We start from the raw sequence: 18,605 nt of genomic DNA, 5'->3' as shown, positions 1-18,605 counted from the left end.
GCCGAGGCAACTCGGAAACCCGTAATTCTAGTTCACCGCCCATCTTCCGCCGCCGCCTCGGATGGGTTTGGTGATGCTACGGAGCCCGACTTGGGGTTTGAGCAGTTGGGCTCCGTAGCCGTTCGTGTCATGGCGCGATTTACGCTGCCTAGAATGCAAATGTTGCCGGTCCCGGCCGGATATGAGGAGGAGAGCCGGGACCGGCGCCTCAATCTACCGGGGGAGGACCAGGATTGAGGATTGGTGTTGGTGGGGCCGGGAGTGGCATCCAGTGTGTTGCGTTTCTCGCTATAAGCTGAGGCGCGATTACGAATTCATCCCAGCCGTCTGACCAGTAAATGACGTGCAGCCACTTACCATTCGAGCCTAAGATGGACGTACCGTCCTTTGGGGCAGTCTCGATTGGTTGCCACTCGCCCATCACGCCACCTCGCCTTTGTTCAGGGCGCGGATGTAGTGTGTTAGGTCGCCTTCCAGAGCTGCAGCGTCGATTGCTGCCTCTTCCCTGCGGCTGCACCGTCCAGAGGTGACGCAGATCGCGAGGCAAAGGCCAGCGATGAAGATGGCAGGGACGCCGACGATCAGGAGTAGGATGTAAACCGTGTCGCTCATGCGTCTGCCCTCTGCTTGGAAGAATTCAGCATGGCTTTGAAGATGGATATGTCAGCCTTACGGGTGTCGACGGGACGGAAGCGTTCAGGATTGAACCCGCCGTCCTTGCTGTCCGGATTTTTGGTTTCCGCCAGCTTCAAATCAGGCCTGCGGCCAAAGCCGTTAAAACTGAGAGTGACGCGCGGCTCAGTGATCTGCGTGATCGTGTAGACTGAGCCTTTGCGAAGCGGTGATTTGCCGAATGGCCATTCGTCCACCACACAAACTACCTTCTGCCCAACACGGAAGTTGCTCATGCTTCACCTGCCCTCAACTCGATCTCGACGAATGCCTTGCTCATCGCTGCCTTCATTCGTTCGAACGCGGCGGCATATTCTGCTTGGGAGGATTGGAGATCATCGACAGATGGACGGGTGTCGAGTTGTTCGGTCATCTTGTCGTAGTTGGTGATGGCGTCGATTAGGTAGGCAGGGAGGGTGATCATGCTGCAACCTCACTTCTACGAGCGACCCCGAGGCGGATACGTTCGATGCCGCCGATACTTTTTACGCGGATGCCTCGACCGGACTGCGCGCGATCTTGCAATTCCACACGGACGGCATTGACCCCTCGCCGGATAATTTCATGAGCGAAGAACTCCAATTCTGCGTCGTATCGGAACCACTCGTTCCGCATGTGAAGCCCGGAGAATGCCCGATGTATCAGGGCCTCATCCTTGTAAGAGCCAGCAGTTACACCGATGGTGTAAAGCTCATCCGGCGATCCAGCTTGGAGAAGGGAAAGCCGTTGATCGGGGTTCTTGGATGTCCCGATCTTGATGGGGCTCATGTCCCTTCCCTTCACGGCTATGAAATAGATGGACGCGTTCATGCTGCCGTCTCCGACACACGCTGCTTCGCCAACCATTCAAACGTGACGCCATCGATCGATTTGGCTTTTGCCACCTCGACGACTTTTGCCCAATGCTCAGGAGCGATGCTTTGACGACGACGCATCTGACGCGCCGCTTCGTATCCGCAACCAACCTCGGCTGCGAATTCCGTGATCGTGGGCCACTGCTCGATGAGGGCGGAAATTGATGTGGGTGCGTTGCTCATGAACATAACGTACAAAACGTACGAAAGAAAAGCAAGCGAAAATCGTACACCTTGCACGATAAAATTAAGTCATAACGTACGAATGGAGAGTCCAAAGGATAGACTTAAGCAAGCGCGCGCTGCTGCTGGGTTTAAGAACCCAACAGATGCAGCTCGTTCGCATCCGCGTGACCTGAATATAAATACTCTGATCAGCAACGAAAATGGTACGCGGCCGATCTCTCGCAAAGCCGCCGAGAAGTATGGCAGGGTATTTGGGGTCGATCCTGGCTGGCTGCTTTTTGGTGGCGAAGTCGCAACAACCGTTGATAAGCGGCTACAAGATGCCGTTCTGTCGGCGTCTGACGCTCCTCCGATAATCAAGGAGCGCATTATCAATTTCATCACATTCGAATTGGAACAGCTCAACAAGCCTACGTGACCTGCTTGCTGATCGATACCATTCCCAGGCTATGGCTTACATTCACGTTCCATGAACCACCGTGAATAGCCTTCATGCAATCGGCGACCAGTCGAGCGTTTCTCTCGACCGCTTCAAGCGGATCCTCTGCAGCCTCAGAACAGTCATCTGCAGTTACCACCACCGCCGTTGCTACAGCCCCGAGAATCACTGACCTACGACTTAGTCCACCCACGTATTCAGAACTCATTTCAGCCGCGCCACCTTGTTTGATTTCTCCCGTCAGACGAGAACATAATAGGAACCAAATCCTAACGCCGTCAATTGATAGATTTCGCCTACCGAATATACAATGGCACACCCACGGCACATCCGCACCATACTTGCACCATTTTCACAGAGTAGGTTTTCGGCCATAAGGCGATCATGCCTCAGATCGATGACCCTAGACACAACTTGCGTTTGCCGCTCGAACTAAAGCGAAAGATTGCGCACTCGGCTGTCGATAACGGCCGATCGATGAACGCTGAGATATTGGCTCGGCTGGAAGCATCGTTCGCGCCGGATACTAAGCGCGAGATAGAGAATCTCCTGAAAACTATCGCCGATTTGAAAGCTTCGGACCAAAAAGAGGCTTTCGATCTGCTCGCTAAAGCTACGGAGATACTGAGCCAGCGCTGATATCACGGTTTTGGGACAGTTCGGTCCTGCGTGAACCAATTGCATAGCATGCTTGTGAATATCAGTGTTTTCGTGGTTCTCACCCTTCCAATTACTCCTCTCAGAGCAAGAACCTTCTAAAACAAATAACCCTTTCCGTATTTCAGCTTTCCGTATTTCGTCTGCCAACCATGTCATAGGTGGATATGCCAGCCATGTCATAGGTTGAGGCTGTAGACGCTCGATCGACCTAGATTGCGCTTCACCAGAATGAATTCCTCATCCTCAAGCTCTTTTAGCGCTCTGGCTACCTGCCGTAGCGATATCCCAAGATCCTTGGCCATTGTCCTCATGGCTGGATAAGTGAATGGCCGTTTCGAGCTCAGACGCAGCGCCACATAGACGCCGGCCAGTTTCCCGTTCCTGCTTACAAAGCTGTCGCTGACGATCTGACGCATCCATGCGTCTCGTCGTTTCAGCCATCTGCCCGCATCTGTACCGATAGTTTGTTCCATGCGGACGAACATACGGACAAAAAGTACGAGTCTCAAGCAAAATCGTACAAAATGTACTTGACTTGATTTCGTACAGATCGTACGTTGATCCTCATAGACAGCCGACGACGAATGACCTCCCAAACGGGACGCGAGAAACGGGATCGGCATCAGAAGAGAGGACGGGGCAATCATGAAATTCGACGTACTCAACAGGTTCACAGGCGAAGTGAAGTTCACGGCAGAGATCGAATGCGCCGATGACGCGCTGCCTTCTCTGAAGCTTGGACTGGCTGTGAAGTGGGCAATCAAGGAAAAGGCCGACCTGAGCTACGCCAACCTGAGCTCCGCCGACCTGAGCTCCGCCGACCTGAGCTCCGCCAACCTGAGCTCCGCCAACCTGCGCTCCGCCGACCTGAGCTCCGCCGACCTGAGCTACGCCAACCTGAGCTCCGCCAACCTGAGCTACGCCAACCTGAGCTCCGCCGACCTGAGCTCCGCCAACCTGCGCTCCGCCGACCTGAGCTCCGCCAACCTGAGCTCCGCCGACCTGAGCTCCGCCGACCTGAGCTACGCCAACCTGAGCTCCGCCAACCTGAGCTACGCCGACCTGCGCTCCGCCGACCTGAGCTCCGCCAACCTGCGCTCCGCCGACCTGAGCTCCGCCAACCTGAGCTACGCCAACCTGAGCTCCGCCGACCTGAGCTACGCCAACCTGAGCTCCGCCGACCTGAGCTACGCCAACCTGAGCTACGCCAACCTGAGCTCCGCCAACCTGAGCTACGCCGACCTGCGCTCCGCCGACCTGAGCTCCGCCAATAATGCTGATATGGCTATCGCCATGACGCGCATTCTTCCTGAAGGCGATTTGATCGGCTGGAAGAAGTGCAGGAGCGACGTGATTATCAAACTTCGCATACCTGCAGAGGCAAAACGCTCCCATGCATTCGGCCGAAAGTGCCGCGCTGAATACGCCGATGTGATCGAAGTCCACGGCGCTGAAGTCGGTGTCTCTCTGCACGACGGCAAGACGAAGTACGAAGTAGGCCAGCGCGTAACACCTGACAAATTCGATGAAAATTGGGTCGTGGAGTGCTCTTCCGGCATCCACTTCTTCATCACCCGCGCGGAAGCAGAATCTTACTCTGGTTGAGGATGATGGAAATGAAATTCTGGTTCATCGAAGTCCTCGAAGGCGGCAACGCCCTGTACCTCTGCGGCACTGGCGTCTTGTCGTCCAACCGCGACGACTGCCTTGAATACACCGACCTCGACGAGGCGACCGAGGATTACGAATATCTCGAAAGCCAAGGCTACAACGCCAGCATCAATGCTTCCGAAAGCCCGAGGTTTACCGGTCACAGCGTTCGTGCGCGTCTCGAATACCGGGAGGCTGCAGAATGAAGAATTTCACCAGTGGCGCCCTCGTCATGATGATTTGGCGCTTCGATGGCTCGTCCGAACTGATCGCCAAGTTCCAGTACATGCGCGATGCACAGATGTTCTGTGAGGCCAAGTTGGCCGACGACGAGAACCGAGGCGCGAACAAGGAAGGCGGCTGGTTCTATCTGGCTGTCTGTGAAAGCGACTGCGAAGCGCGAGCCTACAGCAAGGCTGCGGAGAAATCCAATGCGTGACATATGCCATCTCCGCGACCATCGGGAATGCGACTGCACCGGCACCTGCCAGCAGGTCGTAGCCATTCCGGCTCCATACATTCATGCCGTCTGGAAGGACTTCGCCATGTTCTTCGGGGCTGCCATCGTCATCACGGTCGCGACGTTCTGGGCGGTTTCGGAAGCCGAAAGACAGTTCGCCATTCAGGATCGCATCAATCAGGAACAGGTGTCGTCATGGAAAAAGTGATGCTCCGTACCCGCGTCGATCAAGCGCTTTCCTTGCGCCGTGACGCTCTCCGATACCTCCGCAGAGGCGACCGCTTCATGCACCGCCTCATCATGCAGGAAACCCGCCTCCCGCTTCTGCAGGCAAGGCAATGGAAGGTGAAGAAATGACCTATCTGTATCTCGACATCGAAACCATCCCGGCCCAGACGGACGCGGCCAAGCAGAGGATTTCCGCGTCGGTAAAGCCTCCAGGCAACCTCAAGAAGGCTGATAGCATCGCCGCTTGGGAGAAGGACCAGAGACCCGCCGCCGTCGAGGAGGCAATCTCCAGAAGCGGTCTTAATGGCGCGTTCGGCCATATCTGCTGCATCGGGTACGCCCTAGACGAAAACCGTCCAACCTCCCTTTCGTGGCCGCTCGACTACAGCGGCGAACGTGAGCTGCTGGTCGCGTTCTCGGAAGCGATGGAATCTTACAATCGATCGCCGGTTATCATCGGCCACAACGTCGCTGGTTTCGATATCCGGTTCATGTGGCAGCGCGCCATGGTTCTGGGCGTGAAGATGCCCGGTTGGTTCCCTCGCGATCCTAAGCCGTGGGGCATCGAAGTTTTCGACACAATGGCAGCGTGGGCCGGCGCTCGCGACACGATCAGCATGGACAATCTCTGCTCTGCTCTTGGCCTTCAAGGCAAGGACGACGTGGACGGCTCCATGGTTGGTGACATGTGGGCGCGTGGCGAGTTCGAACGGATCGACTCCTACTGCCGAGCCGACATCGAACGCACCCGAGCCATTCATCGCCGGATGCTCGTAGCATATGGGGAGGCAGCGTAATGTCTGACAAAACAGCTCTTTGGGACAAGCTCGGCAAGACCGACCCGGCCCACACAAAGCAGTTCAAGCGCGGCGGAGGCTTCTCAGGAACGGCGATCAAGCCGATGTGGTCCTACCGTCGCATGACGGAAGAGTTCGGCTCCTGCGGCGAAGGCTGGGGCATCAACGAGCCTTCATTCCAGGTTGTCCCCGGCGATAACAAGGAAGTTCTGGTCTATTGCACCGTTTCCGTCTGGTACGAGAGCGCCAGCAAGACCGTCTACGGCGTCGGCGGCGACAAGATCGTTACCCACATCAAGGCCAATGACCAATACAAGCGTCCAGAGCGCTGGGAGAACGACGACGAGGCGTTCAAGAAAGCCTACACCGACGCCGTTACCAATGCCCTGAAAATGATCGGCGTCGGCGCTGACGTTCACATGGGGATGTTTGACGATAGCAAATACGTCAACACCGTCGCCAAGGAGTTCGAAGACGAGAAGAAGGGCGGCGCCAAGGCAAAGGACGAGCCCAAGCCTATCAGCGCGGCCGAGCAGAAGCGCCAACTGGCAGAGATAGACAACGATCTTATGGATGCTCACTCCGAAGTGGACGTGAAGCGCCTTGTCGACATCTGGGCAAACATCGCCGAGCGCGACGGCTGGTCAACCGAGTATTGGAACGAGGCACGGCGCCGGTTCGCTGCCAAGCGTTCGGCCCTCCCGAAGATGGTGACGGACGGCGAAGCCCTCCAGCACCCGTTGAATGCGTGAGGCGCGGATGAGCAAGAAATCCTCAGAATCGCCTTCGATTTACGTTGTCAGATACGGTTCCAACCTCGTTGGAGAGATGGCAGCCGACCGTGAGCGCATAGCCGAAATCAAGGAAGGTGAGCGCGTCCGCGTTGACGTGCGCACCGGGAGAGTGCCGAAAAGGTTGCGGTTCTATTGGTCGTTCATTCGCGAGGTGAGGATCGCCACCGGCTGCGCACCCACGGACAAGGCGTTTCACTCGCTCATCAAGATGGAAACCGGCTTCACGGAAGAGGTCATCTTTCGCGGCTTCAAGGTGAAAATTCCCGCAAGCGTGGCCTTCGAAGCCATGGACGAAACTGAGTTCAGCGCCTTCCTGCAAGAGGCGTTGGCCTTCATCGCGAGAGAATACGGAATCGTTCCGGAAGATGTGGAGAAAGCAGCATGAGCGAGAGTAAGCACACACCGGGCCCTTGGACACTGTGCGCCCATCTCCGAGACGGAGATCAATGCTCATGCGGATATCGCGGCGTTATCTACGGACCAGAAGGCGATGGCAGAGCTATATGCCAGCCCGGACACGAACCTGCACCGGAAGGGCAGGAAGGGACCGAGCCGCAACGGTATCCTCGCGATGTCGAGATAGCCAACGCCCGCCTGATCTCCGCCGCTCCTGAGCTATTGGAGGCGTTAGTGGCAGCGGAGAAGCTTTATCAGGAAGGCATACTCTTCACGCCGGCCGAAGAGATCGAAAAGGTTCACGTTTTGCGCAGGAGCGCAATAGCCAAGGCAGGTGCAGCATGACCCGCTTCGACAGACTAATCCGCCGCGCTGTTTCATCCTGGCAATCCTGGCAGACACGCCGCCGCTTGTACCGAGCACTTCCCGGCCTCCGTGTCCTCGACGAGGCAGAGCGTGAAGCCAGAGAGCGCCATCGCCGTGTGAGCGATATCCGCAAGCTGCGGACGGACGTGATGACGGCAGCACTTCGCGGGGAGGCTCGATAATGTGGACCCCATACATCATCGACGTGATCCTGCATCATCACACCAGCCACGCGATGTATCCGAACCATTCAGCGCCGCTCTACCAGCCCACCATCGGGGATCTGATCGATAGCGGCATCCTCGTTCACTCCGGCGAACACCTCACCACCAGCGACCTTGGTAAGGCCCTCGTTGAGCTTTGGTGCAGCACGCCGCTGCCCGTCGTGAAGTTCGTCGATCCTCGCTTTTACGGAGACACGACCCCATGACCTCCCCCCACGAGAAGGCTGGTAACGCCATGAGTGAGATGAAACGTGTCCGAACCCTTGAACGCTACGCCGCTTGCAGCGCGAAGGCCATTGCCGAAGGCTCACTGGCTCAGGTGATGTATTTCATTGACGACGCAAAGAAGGACATTGCCACCCTCGCCGCAGACCGCGACCGGATCGAACGGAACCGCGAAATGTGGAAGGGCCAAGTCGAGCGCCAGTCTGAAACGATCAGTCAGCTACGGGAAGCCCTACGGCTCTTGCTGGCTGATGTGAAGGATTACGAGGCTTGGCAGCGCCCGTGCCATGCCGTTGACGTGGCTGGAGCCGCTCTCTCCAAAGCAGGAGTAACGCCATGACGGAACGGAAATCCTATTCTGACGACGCAAATCCTCGCGTTGTCCTGCTGGCGGTCCTTGAGTGCGCGGAATCATGGGTTCCAGATGCTCGGATTATTGGGAACGTGCGAGCGGGCGACATCAGCAGAGCCGTGCGAGATTACCTCAACGCCGAATACCCGGAACAGAAGCGCGGGGCAGAGATGCCGGTGAGTGTGAAGGCTTTGCAGTGGGAATACCGCGAGCGGCAGATGATGACCTATGTCGTCAAGGATTATTGCGGCGTCATCTACCACATAAATCAGACCTTCGGTTCTGACAGCTACTACTTCACCACTGTCCGATACGATGGGGAAATCCTCTACGATGGCGATGACCTGCCATCCGCGCAGGAAGCGGCACAAGCCGACCACGAGCGCCGCATCCTCTCAGCCCTCATCGCCACTCCAAAGCCAGAGGCGGAGCCGGTAGCGTGGACCGACACGAAGGAAATCGAAAGCGTTTCCCAGTACGGCACCGGCCTGATTTGGGACAAGGATGGGCATGAGCAACTGAAGCTTACTCGTCCTAGCGTGCCTCTCTACGCCCATCCGCCAAAGCCAGAGGCAACGGACGACTGGTTCAGCCAGATAGTCGGCTTCTTCGTAAAGCACGAAATGATGGATCAGAGAGACGAATACGACATCAGCGATATCATGGCCGCTTTGCACGACAACTACGCGCCAGTCGAAAACTTCCGCTATCTGCTCAAGAACGTCTTGGACAATGACGGAGGCGAAGGAAGCCAATGCTACGACGCTCGTCTCTATTACGATGCCCGAAAGGCTGCTCTTGCCGCTTTAGCAAGCGCTAACCCAGATGCAACGGAAGGCGGGGCGCATGAGAAGGGTGACTGGCGGCAAGACGATAAAGCGCTGATCGCTCGTTTGCGAGACTTGGTTGACAACCAGTCGGGTGGTGATGCCGTCATGTTGGTGCAGCGCCAACTTTTCAACAAAGCTGTTGGCCGTCTCGCCGCCCTCACCGCAAAGCCGGAACAGACCGATAGCGCCACACCAGCCCCCAAGGAAGATAGCGGGCATGAGAAGGCGGGTATCAGCCGCGCACTCATGGGAAGAATTGTGGACGAGGTCTTCGATGGAGCTATCGAAGACGCCTCAGTCATAGAAGAAATCTATGCGGTCATCCGAAGCCACGAGGCGGCACCCCTGTTGGATAAACTGCCAGCAGCATTCGAAGTTCTTGACCAAGAGAATGGGACATATCTGACCCGTTCAGAAATCGCCGCGCAAAACAGCGGGTTCGAATACAATGGGCTTTACCGCAGAGACAGCGCAGAAGCGTCCTTCCGCCAATCCAACAAGGCGGAGGCGTAGATGGGGAGCGTTCATAATGATCTGGCGACGTGGGCCGGTCGCGCCCGCGTCCGAGGCGAGACCTTTATCGAGGTTGACATTGAAACGGCGGAGAAGGCCGCAGCAACTATCGTCTTCCAAGCTAACGAGATCGAAGCCCTCCGCGCCAGAGCCGAGAAGGCGGAAGCGGAGCGGGCCGAACACTGGCGTCTCCGTCGTGAGGCTGAAGCATCTCGTGACCTTGAGGCGGCCATAGCCCTCTCTTTGGAAGTAGACAGGGACGCCGCAATGGAGGAAGCAAAACGACTTCGAGCCATCGCCAATGATTTTCAGGCGCAGTACGTCATCCTAACGGAAGCGCTGGAGCAAATCTGCGATCTCGACATTCGACCATATCGTTGCGCAGCAATCGCGCGCGCGGCCCTCTCCGAATACCGCAAGGAGGCGACAGATGCCTCGTAAGCATTTTTCAAGAACGGACAGGGTGCGGATCTTCGACCTCTCAGGCGGTCGATGCCATATCTGCTGCCAGAAAATACAGGTTGGCGAAGCTTGGGACATAGAACATCTCGTTCCGTGGGAACTGACGCGCGACGACAGCGACAGCAATATCCGGCCAGCCCATAAAACCTGCCACAAGGTAAAAACAGCCGACGATGTGGCCGATATCCGAAAGGCGGACAGAATTCGCGCCAAACACATACAGGCCGTCCCACCAACGCATTTCCCCGGCGGCAAGAACTCAAAGTGGAAGCGAACTCTGAGTGGAAAGGTTGTTCTCCGATGAAAACAGATCTCGTTGGGAAAGCGGACATGAGTGACGATGAATGGAGAATTGTAGAGCAAAATGACCTCTACGAAGTCTGCCGGTCTGGCAAAGTGCGGCGCGTTGGGAAAAGTGTCTTGATGACTAGGCGCCTGAACACCGGATACGACTACGTCAGTCTCAGTAAGGCATCAAAAGTCACCAGCGTTACTATCCACCGTCTAGTTTGCATTGCCTTCCACGGACAACCAGACGGAAGGGTGGTAAACCACATCGACGGCGATAAAACCAACAATCACGCTGAAAATCTTGAGTGGGTAACTTACGGCCAAAACAACAAGCACGCTTTCGACACTGGCTTGAAGAAACCCACTGATAGCAGGGGTGAGCGAAACGGCAGAGCGAAGCTCACTAATGAGGCAGTCGCAGAAATACGGGATAATCCGCACAGCCTTACTGGCGTAGCCCTAGCTCGTAAATTCAAGGTCACTCCTCAATTGGTATCCTTGGTCAGACAGGGAAAGTCATGGCCTGAAGGTTTTCAGAAGACGAGGAGCATGTGACATGGGGCGCCGCGCCGTATCCTTTACCGAGGATTCCGTTTCTCGCGCCATCCGCGCCGTGAAAAAGGCTGGCGTTGATGTGAAGACTGTTCGCGTCGAGCCGGACGGTTCCGTCGTTATCAACGGCGAAAGCGACGGGTTTTCCAAGAAACAACTTGACGAAAGTGCGGCAGGTTACTTCTGATGGAGGACATGCCCCGCAACAAATATCCCAACACCCTGAGAGAAGTTGACCGGTTCGGGAATGTCCGCTGGTATTTTCGCGTCGGCAAGGGAAAGCGGACACGCCTCCCCGGCGAATGGGGCTCAAAAGAATTTTCCGCCGCATGGCGAAAGTGCATGGCAAACGAGGAAGCCCCGACGGCTCCTACTAAGCACACTCTCCAATGGCTTGTGGATAAGTACGTGCAGAGCGCGGCCTTCAAGGGCCTCAGAGAATCGACGCAGAGCGCTCGTCATAACATCCTTAAGGTCGTCTGCAAGACAGGCGGGAAGGTCATTCTCTCCCAAATCGACCGCAAGATGATTGCCGCCGGCCGGGACAGGCGAGCAGACACGCCATTCGCTGCGATAACCTATCTCAAGGTTATGGGATACCTCTTTGAATGGGCTGTCGATTCTGGCTTTATGTCGGACAATCCGGCCCGAGGGGTGAAGAAACCCAAAGCAAAGACCGAAGGTCACAAGCCGTGGACGATGGCTGACCTAGAGCGGTTCTACGAAAAGCACAAGGAAGGCAGCCAAGCGCGCCTTGCCATGGATATGCTGCTGTTCACCGGTCTGCGTCGATCAGACATTTACAGGATCGGCCCCCAGCACATCAGGGATGGCGTAATTGAATACAGGGCGTCGAAGAATGAGGAAATGACGTATAGCCCAGTCCACACCACGCTCAGGGAGATCCTTGAGAACCACCAGACAACGCACATGGCATATTTGGTGACGCCAGTTCATGGCCGGCCCTTCAAGAGCGCGGCGGCATTCGGTAATTGGTTCGGGGATGTTTGCGATGAAGCGAACGTCGATGGAAGAGCGCATGGGCTGCGCAAGACGTTGGCAACGATCCTGGCTGAAGCAGGAAACAGCAACAGCGAGCTTAAGGCTCGGTTTGGCTGGAGAAGCGATGCAATGGCCAGCCTTTACACGCGAAACGCCAACAAGCGGAAGCTTGCAATTGCGGGCGCGGAGAAACTGAACGAGAACAGCCTAACCCCTCACTTGAATTCAGTGAGGGGAACAAAGGCAAAAGATCAAGCATAATCAATAGCTTGCAAATTGAGTGGCGACCCCTGCAGGAATCGAACCTGCGACAACCTGCTTAGAAGGCAGGTGCTCTATCCAGCTGAGCTAAGGGGCCGCGTGACCGGGAAACATGTCCCGGTCAAATCCGTCTTGTTGAACGCGGATCAGTGCGTCCAGGGTTGCGTCCGCGTATAGCGGAAATTGTCGGGATAGGCCACGATCTGGCGCTGCGGATCTTTCGGGGCAATGACCCGGTACTCGATGCCGTTGCGCTTTGCGTAAGCCTCGGCGAGTTCCTGCGTTTCGAAGGTCAGCTTTAGCTGCTGGCGCATATCCGAAGACGACGTGTAGCCCATGATCGGATCGATGGTGCGCGGCGTCTCCTGATCGAACTCAAGAACCCAAATATTTGTCTTTGCCTTGCCGGACTGCATCGCGGTCTTGGCTGGACGATAGATCTTGGCAGACATTGCTGCAGCGCCTCCGAATTAGCGGCTTTCGCACTTGAAACTTCATTCGATCCCACGGTCGGGGCTCTTCATCCAAACCGTCGCACGAAGAGATGAATTTTGCTTAGCGGCGAATCCCTTTCTTTTCAAGAAAAAAGCCGCGGCGGCGGGAGCTGGATGTTCGGCCATTTCCGGCAGCCGTGCCTTCCCACAATTCGCGCTGACGTCAAACATTCCTCACGCCGACCTGAACGAAAAGAGCGCCTACACCAAGCTGGGGGTTAGGCGATTTAGATATTGCGGACGCGAGGCGAACCGTGTATTGCCCTCCCTCGTCGGCACGGAGTGTAGCGCAGTCTGGTAGCGCATCTGGTTTGGGACCAGAGGGTCGGGAGTTCGAATCTCTCCACTCCGACCACCTATTTCCCTTTAAAATCAATTAGGTTACTGAGATCCCAACGGGATTTTCCAATCGTCCGTTACAAAGTTCGTTACAAAACGGGTGATTTGAAATGGCCGGTAAGGTGAAGAACCTTCTCAATCGCGACGGGCGCTATTTTTCTCGGATTGTGGTCCCGAGGGAGCTACGGCCATTTCTCGACAACAAAACGGAGCTCCGCGAGGCTCTTGGCCCTGACCGGCGCGCTGCGCTCGCCCGGCACGCAACGGCACTCGCAGGCCTCCAGGCTCAAATAGCAGTCGCCGAACGTAAGGCCAAGATTGCGAGGGGCGAGCGGATCACGCCGGGCCGCTACCCGCTTCCGGTCGATCAGATCGCGCTTCGCAATTACAATGAACGCCTTTCTTTTGATGATTTGTTGCGAAACTCCGGTCCCCGGTGGACCAGCGTCGGCATTGACGATTTGCACGTCGCGCTTTTGCGCGACGGTATCGCAGGCAAGCTTAACGACGCTGCTCTTGAACGGTTGGTCGGTGAAAGGATCGACCGATATCGCAGCCTAGGCAACACGACCGTTGTGAATGGCAGCGATGAATGGCGCACCTTGGCGCGTGCTTTGTGCATGTCGGAATTGGAGGCCCTTGCCCGTGTCGCCGAACGCGATGAAGGGGATTTCGCCGGAAAGCCCGAAAACCCGATGCTAGCGAAGGCCGTTGAGGTTGACGAAATTGCCGCTGATGTATCGGAAGCCGAATTCAACAACCTAACTTTTGAGGCCGTCATTCAAGAAAAAGAGCGGCTGACCGGGATGGGTTTAGGCGGCAACGAGAAATCCGCCTCGACATTGGAGAAGTATCGCCAGACTGTCCATGATTTCGAGCATCATCGCCGTAGCAAAAAAGTCGCGAGCGTTACGCTTGAGGAAGGCGAGGCTTGGCGTAATGCCATGCTTGAAGCAGGCAAGCTTTCGAGAAAGACGATTCGAGACAAACTCGCCGCGATACGCGCTATCCTGACATGGGGACAGGAACAGTGCAGAGGAAAGCTATTTCCGGCAATACCTAAGGGAACTCCGTTTGACTACCTAGAACTTCCGGTCGCCGAAGTGAAGGATAGCGCTGACCGCACCTACACGCTTGAGCAAGCTCGCAAGGTCCTCGAGGCAGCGCGCGCAGAGGTCGCGCGTCCTAACTTCCGTTGGATACCTTGGCTGCTCGCTCATAGTGGGATGAGAGTTGGTGAGGCACTTCAGCTCGAAAGGGCAGACGTCGTTGAGCTTGAGGGGAACTGGTTCATGCACATTCGCGTCGGCGATGGCCGGACGACGAAGACCCGCAAGGGCCGTAAGGTTCCGATTCATCAAGCTCTCGTTGCCGAAGGCTTTATCGAATGGATCAAAGAACGTCCTGCCGGTAAGTTGTTTCCAGGGACCTTCCAAGATCAGCGGCTTCGCGAGTGGATCAAAGAAGGACCGCTAAAAGACGTCGACAACGCCCCACCGCCTAACCATGGATTTCGGCACCTTTTCGAGGACGCGCTTTTCGGCGGCGTAAGCAACAAGGCCGCGCTCTATATTACGGGCCGCTCTTCGGGCTCCTCCGCAGACGACTACGGCGGGAGTGATGTCAAGCTACTAGAGCTAGCGAATCAAATGAGAAACGTGCGGCATTTTCTGTAGCCGAGTTAGTCAGGCAATTTTTTGCTGACGGAACTCAAGTAATCGTTCGTCCGCGCCCTCCAAAAAGCTTGATCTGACCAACGGATATCAGTGAACCAACCGTCTCCGTTGTCGTGCGAGTGGACGACAACTGAGCATTCAGCATTATCAATGATGGTATAGTCGCAGTTGTAGTCCGCAATCACGCATTTATCGACCTGGCACTCCCCAAGGCTGTCTCGTCGCAGCTTATCTAACTCATACTTCACCTCAACGGCTTTGAATTCGTTAGAAGTTTGCGTTCTAATTTCGTATTTCAATTGAATGCTGAATTTGACAGCCTTCTCCTCGTAGAAAACCGCTGTAACAGCATTCCCATCAGCGTCATTTCCAGTGGCTACGCGAAACTTTGGATCGAATACATCCACCGTCTCGTCCGTGGATGTCAGCTTTGAAAGAAGCGCCTGCCTTCCTTCCCGCGTGTCGAACTTTCCAATCTTAAAGTAGTCGAGGTTTCGCACCCCTGGATCTGAACACCCAGCCAATAACAACAACAAAGCTATAAATATTGTTCGATCCATGTGATCCCCCAAACCCTGCGAACAGGTCTAGCACACATTCGGACGCAGCCAAGGGAACAGAACAGCTTGCCCCATTTTAGTATTTTTATCCTATAATAGGAATATTTTCATTTTTGGGATTCACAGGGGATTCCGACCATGAGACAATAGTTCCCAGATTGTTTTTGGGAGCTTAAATGAAAATCGCCTCTGTAGTTACGAAAGCTGCAACCGCACTTGGCCTTCGCCAAGAACAGAAGGCGTATTCCCTTAGCGATCCCGCCATCAATGAGCTTTTCGGCGTTGTCCCTACTGCGTCAGGCGTGTCCATTACTGGATATTCCGCGATGCGCGTTCCGGCTGTTCTTCAAGCCGTCCGCCTGATCTCCGAAACGATTGGCTCACTTCCTTGCAAGCTCTATCGCGACAGCGATGGCAGCAAGGAAGCTGCCAAGGATAACACCGGCCACAAGATCACCCATAGTCGCGCGAATGACTGGACCAGCGCCGGGCAGCTTCGCGTTGATCTCACGATTGACGCCCTGCTTCGCGGAGCTGGCTATGCTCAAGTTGTCCGCGCGTCAGACGATCGCCCCCTTGAGCTTCACCGGCTAGACCCTTCGAAGGTGCAACAGCGCTTCGAGGATGACGGCGAACCATTCTATCTCGTTTCTACGGAACGCGGACAGGTTCGGCTTTCCTATCGTGATGTTCTCTATATCCCGGCCTTCGCTGGCGTTTCGCCGGTCAAGCTTGGCCGCGAGGCTATCGGCGTTGCGGCAGTTCTTGAGCGCCATGCATCTCAGTTCTTTAGTTCCGGCGCTCGCCCTAGCGGCATCATCACCAATGAAAAGCTTCAGGGCGGCGAAGCCGGAAGCACAGCGATAGCCAATATTCTGAAGTCGTGGCGCAAGTGGCGCGCCAGCGCCAACGGTGATCCGCTCGTTATGGACGCCGGTTGGAAGTTCGAACAGCCGACCATGGCAAGCACCGATGCTCAGTTCATCGAAAACCGGCTGGAGCAGATCAACGAAGTCGCTCGTATATTCGGCGTGCCGCCGCACATGCTCTATCAGCTTGAGCGCGCGACGTGGAGCAATGCCGAACAGATGGCCGCAAGCTTCCTTCAGCTTTGCCTTCGGCCCTGGCTAGACAAATGGCAGGACGCCTACGCGACCGTGCTTCTCTCCGATGATGAGCGCGACAGCCATTATTTCGAATTCGTCATTGACGACCTTCAGCGCGCCGACGCGGCAGGCCGGGCCGAAATCTTTGGCAAGCTTGTCGCCATGCGCGCCATGACCCCGAACGAAGTCCGCGCCGCAATGAACCTTCCGGCATTGGCGGGCGGCGACGAACTGGCAAACCCCTACACAACCGCGAGCGGCCCGGCAGAACGCCAGCAGCCGAAGGAAACAGCCGAATAATGCAGCACATCGCCTTTTTTGGTGACGGCGAAAAGACCTTCGCCCTCACCTCCGAAATGATTCTCGAATTGGAACGCAAGACCGGCGTCGGCATTGCAGCCCTTTACGCCCGCTTCATGCGGCAGGATTTCCATTTCGCCGACATGGTTGAAATCGTCCGCACGGGCCTGATTGGCGGTGGAACGTCCCCGGCTGAAGCTCAGACGCTTGTTGATACCTACGCCAAGCCGCGCCCGATCATGGAAGTTCTTCCCCTCGCCTTCGACATTCTTGACGCCCGTTGGAACGGCAAGCCGGAAGTCCCGGCAATCGCCCTGGACGAAATCGGAAAGGCCGCAGCAACCGGCGACCTCTCGGCAGCTATCAACGAAGCACTTGCGGAGTCCGGCCTGTGATCGAAGCTGAAAACCTCGAAATCAAGGCCGAAGTCTCGATTGATGATACTGGCATCGTGACCGGCATCGCGTGGCCTTTCGGCTCGCCGGATAGTGTCGGCGACGTCATCGAAAAGGGCACCATCGCTTTTGCGAATAGCGTGCCTATGGTCATGGAACATGATCAGCAGAAGGTTGTCGGTGTGTGGGAAACCTACGCCGAGACCGACAAGGGCCTTGAAGTTAACGGCCGCTTGTTCGTGGAAGGCATTGGACCCGCTCGCGATGCTCACCGGCAGCTTAAGGCCGGTAAGATCGGCGGATTGTCCATCGGCTTCCGTCACACCGGTTTTGATCCGCGTCCCGCAGGTGGCCGCGTCTTCAAGTCCATCACCGTCAACGAAATCAGTCTTTGCCGTCGCCCGGTTCATCCCGGCGCGCACGTCACCGTCGTTAAATCCGATCTTGAGGAAAATAGTATGGAAAACGAAAATACACAGAACGCACTGGAAACGAAGAGCGATCCGGTTGTGTCTGCCGACGAACTGAAGGCCATCAAGGCCCGCATGGATAAGCTGGAAGCCAAGGCTCACCGCCCGCTTTCCGCAAATAACAACCACCCGGCAGGCGAGAACGACAACAGCGAGAAGAAGGCTTTTGCTGATTTCATCCGCAACGGTGATGCCAGCGAAGTGAAGTCGCTCGGCTATGGTTCGCCGTCCACAGGCGGTATTTTGGCACCGGAAGCTGTCTCGACTTCGATCCTCGAAAAGGTCGCAGAGTTTTCCCCGGTTCGCGGCCTTGCCCAGACGATCAGCATGTCCGGCCCGTTGCTTCAGCTTCCGCGCCTTGTCGAGGAAATCACCGTTGGTGAAGTCGCCGAGACCGCGCCGCGCCCGGAAAGTGAACCGTCGTTCGATCAGATCGACTTGAAGCCGTTTGAAATGGCCGTCGTGGTTCCGGTCACGCGCATCCTGCTGGAAGACGCGCAGATCGATCTTTCGAGCTACCTGGGCAACCACGTTGCGCGCCGGTTCGGTCAGAAAGAGGCCGCTTGGTTCGTCAGCGGCAATGGCACGACTCAGGCCGAAGGCGTCCTTACGTCTGACGACGTGCAGGAGTTCGAAGGCGAGATTGCTGCCGACGACCTGATTGACCTGTTTTACAGCATTAAAACTGCCTATTCGGCAAACGGTTCGTGGCTTATGAACCGCAAGACGATGGCCGCAGTCCGCAAATTGAAGGATACGGATGGCAGCTACCTTTGGGAACGCTCGATTGCGGCAGGCCAGCCCGCCTTGCTTCTCGGTCGCCCGGTCTACGAAGGCGTGGACATGCCCGACGTTGCCGCAGACGCAACCCCGATTGTGTTCGGCGATTTTGCTACGGGCTACGCCGTTGCTGATCGTGTCGGGTTCGAAATCATCCGCGACGACCTGACCGGCGCTGGCAACGGCATCGTGAAGCTTCATGCTCGCCGTCGTGTCGGTGGCCGTGTCGTCATGGGCGAGGCCCTCACGAAGCTGAAGGTCGCGGCCTAAT

General features: G+C 56.3%; 32 protein-coding genes and 2 tRNA genes. 24 read left to right on the top strand and 10 right to left on the bottom strand.

Features of this window, described 5'->3' with window-relative positions; genetic code table 11:
- Positions 1-208: 208 nt before the first annotated feature.
- The 6 genes from LPU83_RS75815 to LPU83_RS48140 are packed head-to-tail and all read right to left on the bottom strand — an operon-like array spanning position 209 to position 1,709.
- Positions 209-421, bottom strand: a complete 213-nt coding sequence (locus LPU83_RS75815; RefSeq protein WP_082321196.1) for a DUF551 domain-containing protein — start codon at positions 419-421, stop codon at positions 209-211.
- Positions 421-612, bottom strand: a complete 192-nt coding sequence (locus LPU83_RS48160) for a hypothetical protein (protein WP_037069637.1) — start codon at positions 610-612, stop codon at positions 421-423. The genes LPU83_RS75815 and LPU83_RS48160 overlap by 1 nt, the downstream gene beginning before the upstream one ends.
- Entirely contained in the window at positions 609-908 is a 300-nt protein-coding gene (locus LPU83_RS48155) for a hypothetical protein (RefSeq protein ID WP_037069636.1), read from the bottom strand. Before LPU83_RS48155 ends, LPU83_RS48160 begins: the two co-directional genes overlap by 4 nt.
- Positions 905-1,096 (bottom strand): hypothetical protein, encoded by a 192-nt coding sequence (locus LPU83_RS48150; protein WP_037069635.1) that lies wholly within the window; start codon positions 1,094-1,096, stop codon positions 905-907. The genes LPU83_RS48155 and LPU83_RS48150 overlap by 4 nt, the downstream gene beginning before the upstream one ends.
- On the bottom strand, positions 1,093-1,482 hold the full coding sequence (locus LPU83_RS48145) for a GIY-YIG nuclease family protein (protein ID WP_037069632.1): 390 nt from the start codon (positions 1,480-1,482) through the stop codon (positions 1,093-1,095). The genes LPU83_RS48150 and LPU83_RS48145 overlap by 4 nt, the downstream gene beginning before the upstream one ends.
- Positions 1,479-1,709: a hypothetical protein gene (locus tag LPU83_RS48140; protein ID WP_037070275.1), complete on the bottom strand. Its 231-nt coding sequence runs from the start codon at positions 1,707-1,709 to the stop codon at positions 1,479-1,481. The genes LPU83_RS48145 and LPU83_RS48140 overlap by 4 nt, the downstream gene beginning before the upstream one ends.
- Here LPU83_RS48140 and LPU83_RS75810 point away from each other — a divergent pair.
- Together LPU83_RS75810 and LPU83_RS48130 are read left to right on the top strand one after the other, a co-directional pair.
- Positions 1,708-2,130, top strand: coding sequence for a helix-turn-helix domain-containing protein (locus LPU83_RS75810; RefSeq protein ID WP_425301942.1), 423 nt, complete (start codon positions 1,708-1,710; stop codon positions 2,128-2,130). The two genes, LPU83_RS48140 and LPU83_RS75810, sit on opposite strands and share 2 nt — an antisense overlap.
- Positions 2,131-2,535: 405 nt before the next feature.
- On the top strand, positions 2,536-2,790 hold the full coding sequence (locus LPU83_RS48130; RefSeq protein WP_051509087.1) for an Arc family DNA-binding protein: 255 nt from the start codon (positions 2,536-2,538) through the stop codon (positions 2,788-2,790).
- A 197-nt stretch (positions 2,791-2,987) separates the two neighbouring features.
- Here LPU83_RS48130 and LPU83_RS48125 read toward each other — a convergent pair whose 3' ends face one another.
- Positions 2,988-3,227 (bottom strand): helix-turn-helix domain-containing protein, encoded by a 240-nt coding sequence (locus LPU83_RS48125; protein ID WP_157997344.1) that lies wholly within the window; start codon positions 3,225-3,227, stop codon positions 2,988-2,990.
- Between the two features lie 229 nt (positions 3,228-3,456).
- On the opposite strand from LPU83_RS48125, the gene LPU83_RS48120 reads away from it, so the two are divergent.
- The 17 genes from LPU83_RS48120 to LPU83_RS48040 all read left to right on the top strand — a co-directional run bounded on the left by LPU83_RS48120 (position 3,457) and on the right by LPU83_RS48040 (position 12,214).
- A complete protein-coding gene (locus LPU83_RS48120) occupies positions 3,457-4,416 on the top strand; it encodes a pentapeptide repeat-containing protein (protein WP_051509086.1) in 960 nt (319 codons plus the stop codon).
- Positions 4,417-4,427: 11 nt separating this feature from the next.
- Complete coding sequence (locus LPU83_RS48115; RefSeq protein ID WP_157997343.1) at positions 4,428-4,667, top strand: hypothetical protein; 240 nt, start codon at positions 4,428-4,430, stop codon at positions 4,665-4,667.
- Positions 4,664-4,900, top strand: coding sequence for a hypothetical protein (locus LPU83_RS48110; protein ID WP_037069618.1), 237 nt, complete (start codon positions 4,664-4,666; stop codon positions 4,898-4,900). The genes LPU83_RS48115 and LPU83_RS48110 overlap by 4 nt, the downstream gene beginning before the upstream one ends.
- A complete protein-coding gene (locus tag LPU83_RS48105) occupies positions 4,893-5,129 on the top strand; it encodes a hypothetical protein (protein WP_037069615.1) in 237 nt (78 codons plus the stop codon). The genes LPU83_RS48110 and LPU83_RS48105 overlap by 8 nt, the downstream gene beginning before the upstream one ends.
- Entirely contained in the window at positions 5,129-5,278 is a 150-nt protein-coding gene (locus LPU83_RS48100) for a hypothetical protein (RefSeq protein ID WP_157997342.1), read from the top strand. Before LPU83_RS48105 ends, LPU83_RS48100 begins: the two co-directional genes overlap by 1 nt.
- Positions 5,275-5,946: a 3'-5' exonuclease gene (locus tag LPU83_RS48095; protein WP_037069612.1), complete on the top strand. Its 672-nt coding sequence runs from the start codon at positions 5,275-5,277 to the stop codon at positions 5,944-5,946. Before LPU83_RS48100 ends, LPU83_RS48095 begins: the two co-directional genes overlap by 4 nt.
- On the top strand, positions 5,946-6,698 hold the full coding sequence (locus tag LPU83_RS48090; protein ID WP_051509085.1) for a hypothetical protein: 753 nt from the start codon (positions 5,946-5,948) through the stop codon (positions 6,696-6,698). Before LPU83_RS48095 ends, LPU83_RS48090 begins: the two co-directional genes overlap by 1 nt.
- Positions 6,699-6,774: 76 nt before the next feature.
- On the top strand, positions 6,775-7,125 hold the full coding sequence (locus LPU83_RS48085; protein WP_244656140.1) for a DUF1367 family protein: 351 nt from the start codon (positions 6,775-6,777) through the stop codon (positions 7,123-7,125).
- A gap of 352 nt (positions 7,126-7,477) precedes the next feature.
- Complete coding sequence (locus tag LPU83_RS73605; protein WP_037069604.1) at positions 7,478-7,684, top strand: hypothetical protein; 207 nt, start codon at positions 7,478-7,480, stop codon at positions 7,682-7,684.
- Complete coding sequence (locus LPU83_RS48075; protein WP_037069601.1) at positions 7,684-7,932, top strand: hypothetical protein; 249 nt, start codon at positions 7,684-7,686, stop codon at positions 7,930-7,932. The genes LPU83_RS73605 and LPU83_RS48075 overlap by 1 nt, the downstream gene beginning before the upstream one ends.
- On the top strand, positions 7,929-8,291 hold the full coding sequence (locus LPU83_RS48070; protein WP_037069598.1) for a hypothetical protein: 363 nt from the start codon (positions 7,929-7,931) through the stop codon (positions 8,289-8,291). The genes LPU83_RS48075 and LPU83_RS48070 overlap by 4 nt, the downstream gene beginning before the upstream one ends.
- A gap of 233 nt (positions 8,292-8,524) precedes the next feature.
- Positions 8,525-9,646, top strand: coding sequence for a hypothetical protein (locus LPU83_RS48065; protein WP_162392078.1), 1,122 nt, complete (start codon positions 8,525-8,527; stop codon positions 9,644-9,646).
- The gene (locus tag LPU83_RS48060) at positions 9,647-10,087 is read left to right on the top strand and encodes a hypothetical protein (RefSeq protein WP_037069592.1); all 441 of its coding nucleotides are present in this window, start codon (positions 9,647-9,649) and stop codon (positions 10,085-10,087) included.
- The gene (locus tag LPU83_RS75805) at positions 10,077-10,412 is read left to right on the top strand and encodes an HNH endonuclease (protein ID WP_082321193.1); all 336 of its coding nucleotides are present in this window, start codon (positions 10,077-10,079) and stop codon (positions 10,410-10,412) included. Before LPU83_RS48060 ends, LPU83_RS75805 begins: the two co-directional genes overlap by 11 nt.
- A complete protein-coding gene (locus tag LPU83_RS48050) occupies positions 10,409-10,954 on the top strand; it encodes an HNH endonuclease signature motif containing protein (RefSeq protein WP_051509084.1) in 546 nt (181 codons plus the stop codon). Before LPU83_RS75805 ends, LPU83_RS48050 begins: the two co-directional genes overlap by 4 nt.
- 1 nt (position 10,955) lies before the next feature.
- Complete coding sequence (locus tag LPU83_RS48045) at positions 10,956-11,138, top strand: hypothetical protein (protein ID WP_037069587.1); 183 nt, start codon at positions 10,956-10,958, stop codon at positions 11,136-11,138.
- Positions 11,138-12,214, top strand: a complete 1,077-nt coding sequence (locus tag LPU83_RS48040) for a tyrosine-type recombinase/integrase (protein ID WP_037069585.1) — start codon at positions 11,138-11,140, stop codon at positions 12,212-12,214. Before LPU83_RS48045 ends, LPU83_RS48040 begins: the two co-directional genes overlap by 1 nt.
- A gap of 20 nt (positions 12,215-12,234) precedes the next feature.
- Here LPU83_RS48040 and LPU83_RS48035 read toward each other — a convergent pair.
- Together LPU83_RS48035 and LPU83_RS48030 are read right to left on the bottom strand one after the other, a co-directional pair.
- Positions 12,235-12,311, bottom strand: a tRNA-Arg gene (locus LPU83_RS48035).
- Between the two features lie 49 nt (positions 12,312-12,360).
- The gene (locus tag LPU83_RS48030; protein ID WP_024314039.1) at positions 12,361-12,666 is read right to left on the bottom strand and encodes an ETC complex I subunit; all 306 of its coding nucleotides are present in this window, start codon (positions 12,664-12,666) and stop codon (positions 12,361-12,363) included.
- 320 nt (positions 12,667-12,986) lie between these two features.
- On the opposite strand from LPU83_RS48030, the gene LPU83_RS48025 reads away from it, so the two are divergent.
- A tRNA-Pro gene (locus LPU83_RS48025) sits at positions 12,987-13,063 on the top strand.
- 94 nt (positions 13,064-13,157) lie between these two features.
- Complete coding sequence (locus LPU83_RS48020) at positions 13,158-14,723, top strand: site-specific integrase (RefSeq protein WP_024314038.1); 1,566 nt, start codon at positions 13,158-13,160, stop codon at positions 14,721-14,723.
- 5 nt (positions 14,724-14,728) lie between these two features.
- Here LPU83_RS48020 and LPU83_RS48015 read toward each other — a convergent pair whose 3' ends face one another.
- Entirely contained in the window at positions 14,729-15,283 is a 555-nt protein-coding gene (locus LPU83_RS48015; protein ID WP_024314037.1) for a hypothetical protein, read from the bottom strand.
- A 176-nt stretch (positions 15,284-15,459) separates the two neighbouring features.
- Here LPU83_RS48015 and LPU83_RS48010 point away from each other — a divergent pair, with 176 nt between their 5' ends.
- From LPU83_RS48010 to LPU83_RS48000, 3 genes are read left to right on the top strand one after another with little or no spacing between them, the layout of a single operon-like run.
- Complete coding sequence (locus tag LPU83_RS48010) at positions 15,460-16,689, top strand: phage portal protein (RefSeq protein WP_024314036.1); 1,230 nt, start codon at positions 15,460-15,462, stop codon at positions 16,687-16,689.
- Entirely contained in the window at positions 16,689-17,084 is a 396-nt protein-coding gene (locus LPU83_RS48005) for a gene transfer agent family protein (protein WP_082321192.1), read from the top strand. Before LPU83_RS48010 ends, LPU83_RS48005 begins: the two co-directional genes overlap by 1 nt.
- A complete protein-coding gene (locus LPU83_RS48000; RefSeq protein WP_029709944.1) occupies positions 17,081-18,604 on the top strand; it encodes a phage major capsid protein in 1,524 nt (507 codons plus the stop codon). The genes LPU83_RS48005 and LPU83_RS48000 overlap by 4 nt, the downstream gene beginning before the upstream one ends.
- Position 18,605 lies beyond the last annotated feature (1 nt).

This window comes from Rhizobium favelukesii (assembly GCF_000577275.2).
In the GTDB taxonomy this organism is placed as follows: Bacteria; Pseudomonadota; Alphaproteobacteria; order Rhizobiales; family Rhizobiaceae; genus Rhizobium; species Rhizobium favelukesii.
The sequence above is the reverse complement of the archived record's forward strand: the minus strand, read 5'-3'. Positions and strand labels throughout refer to the sequence as shown.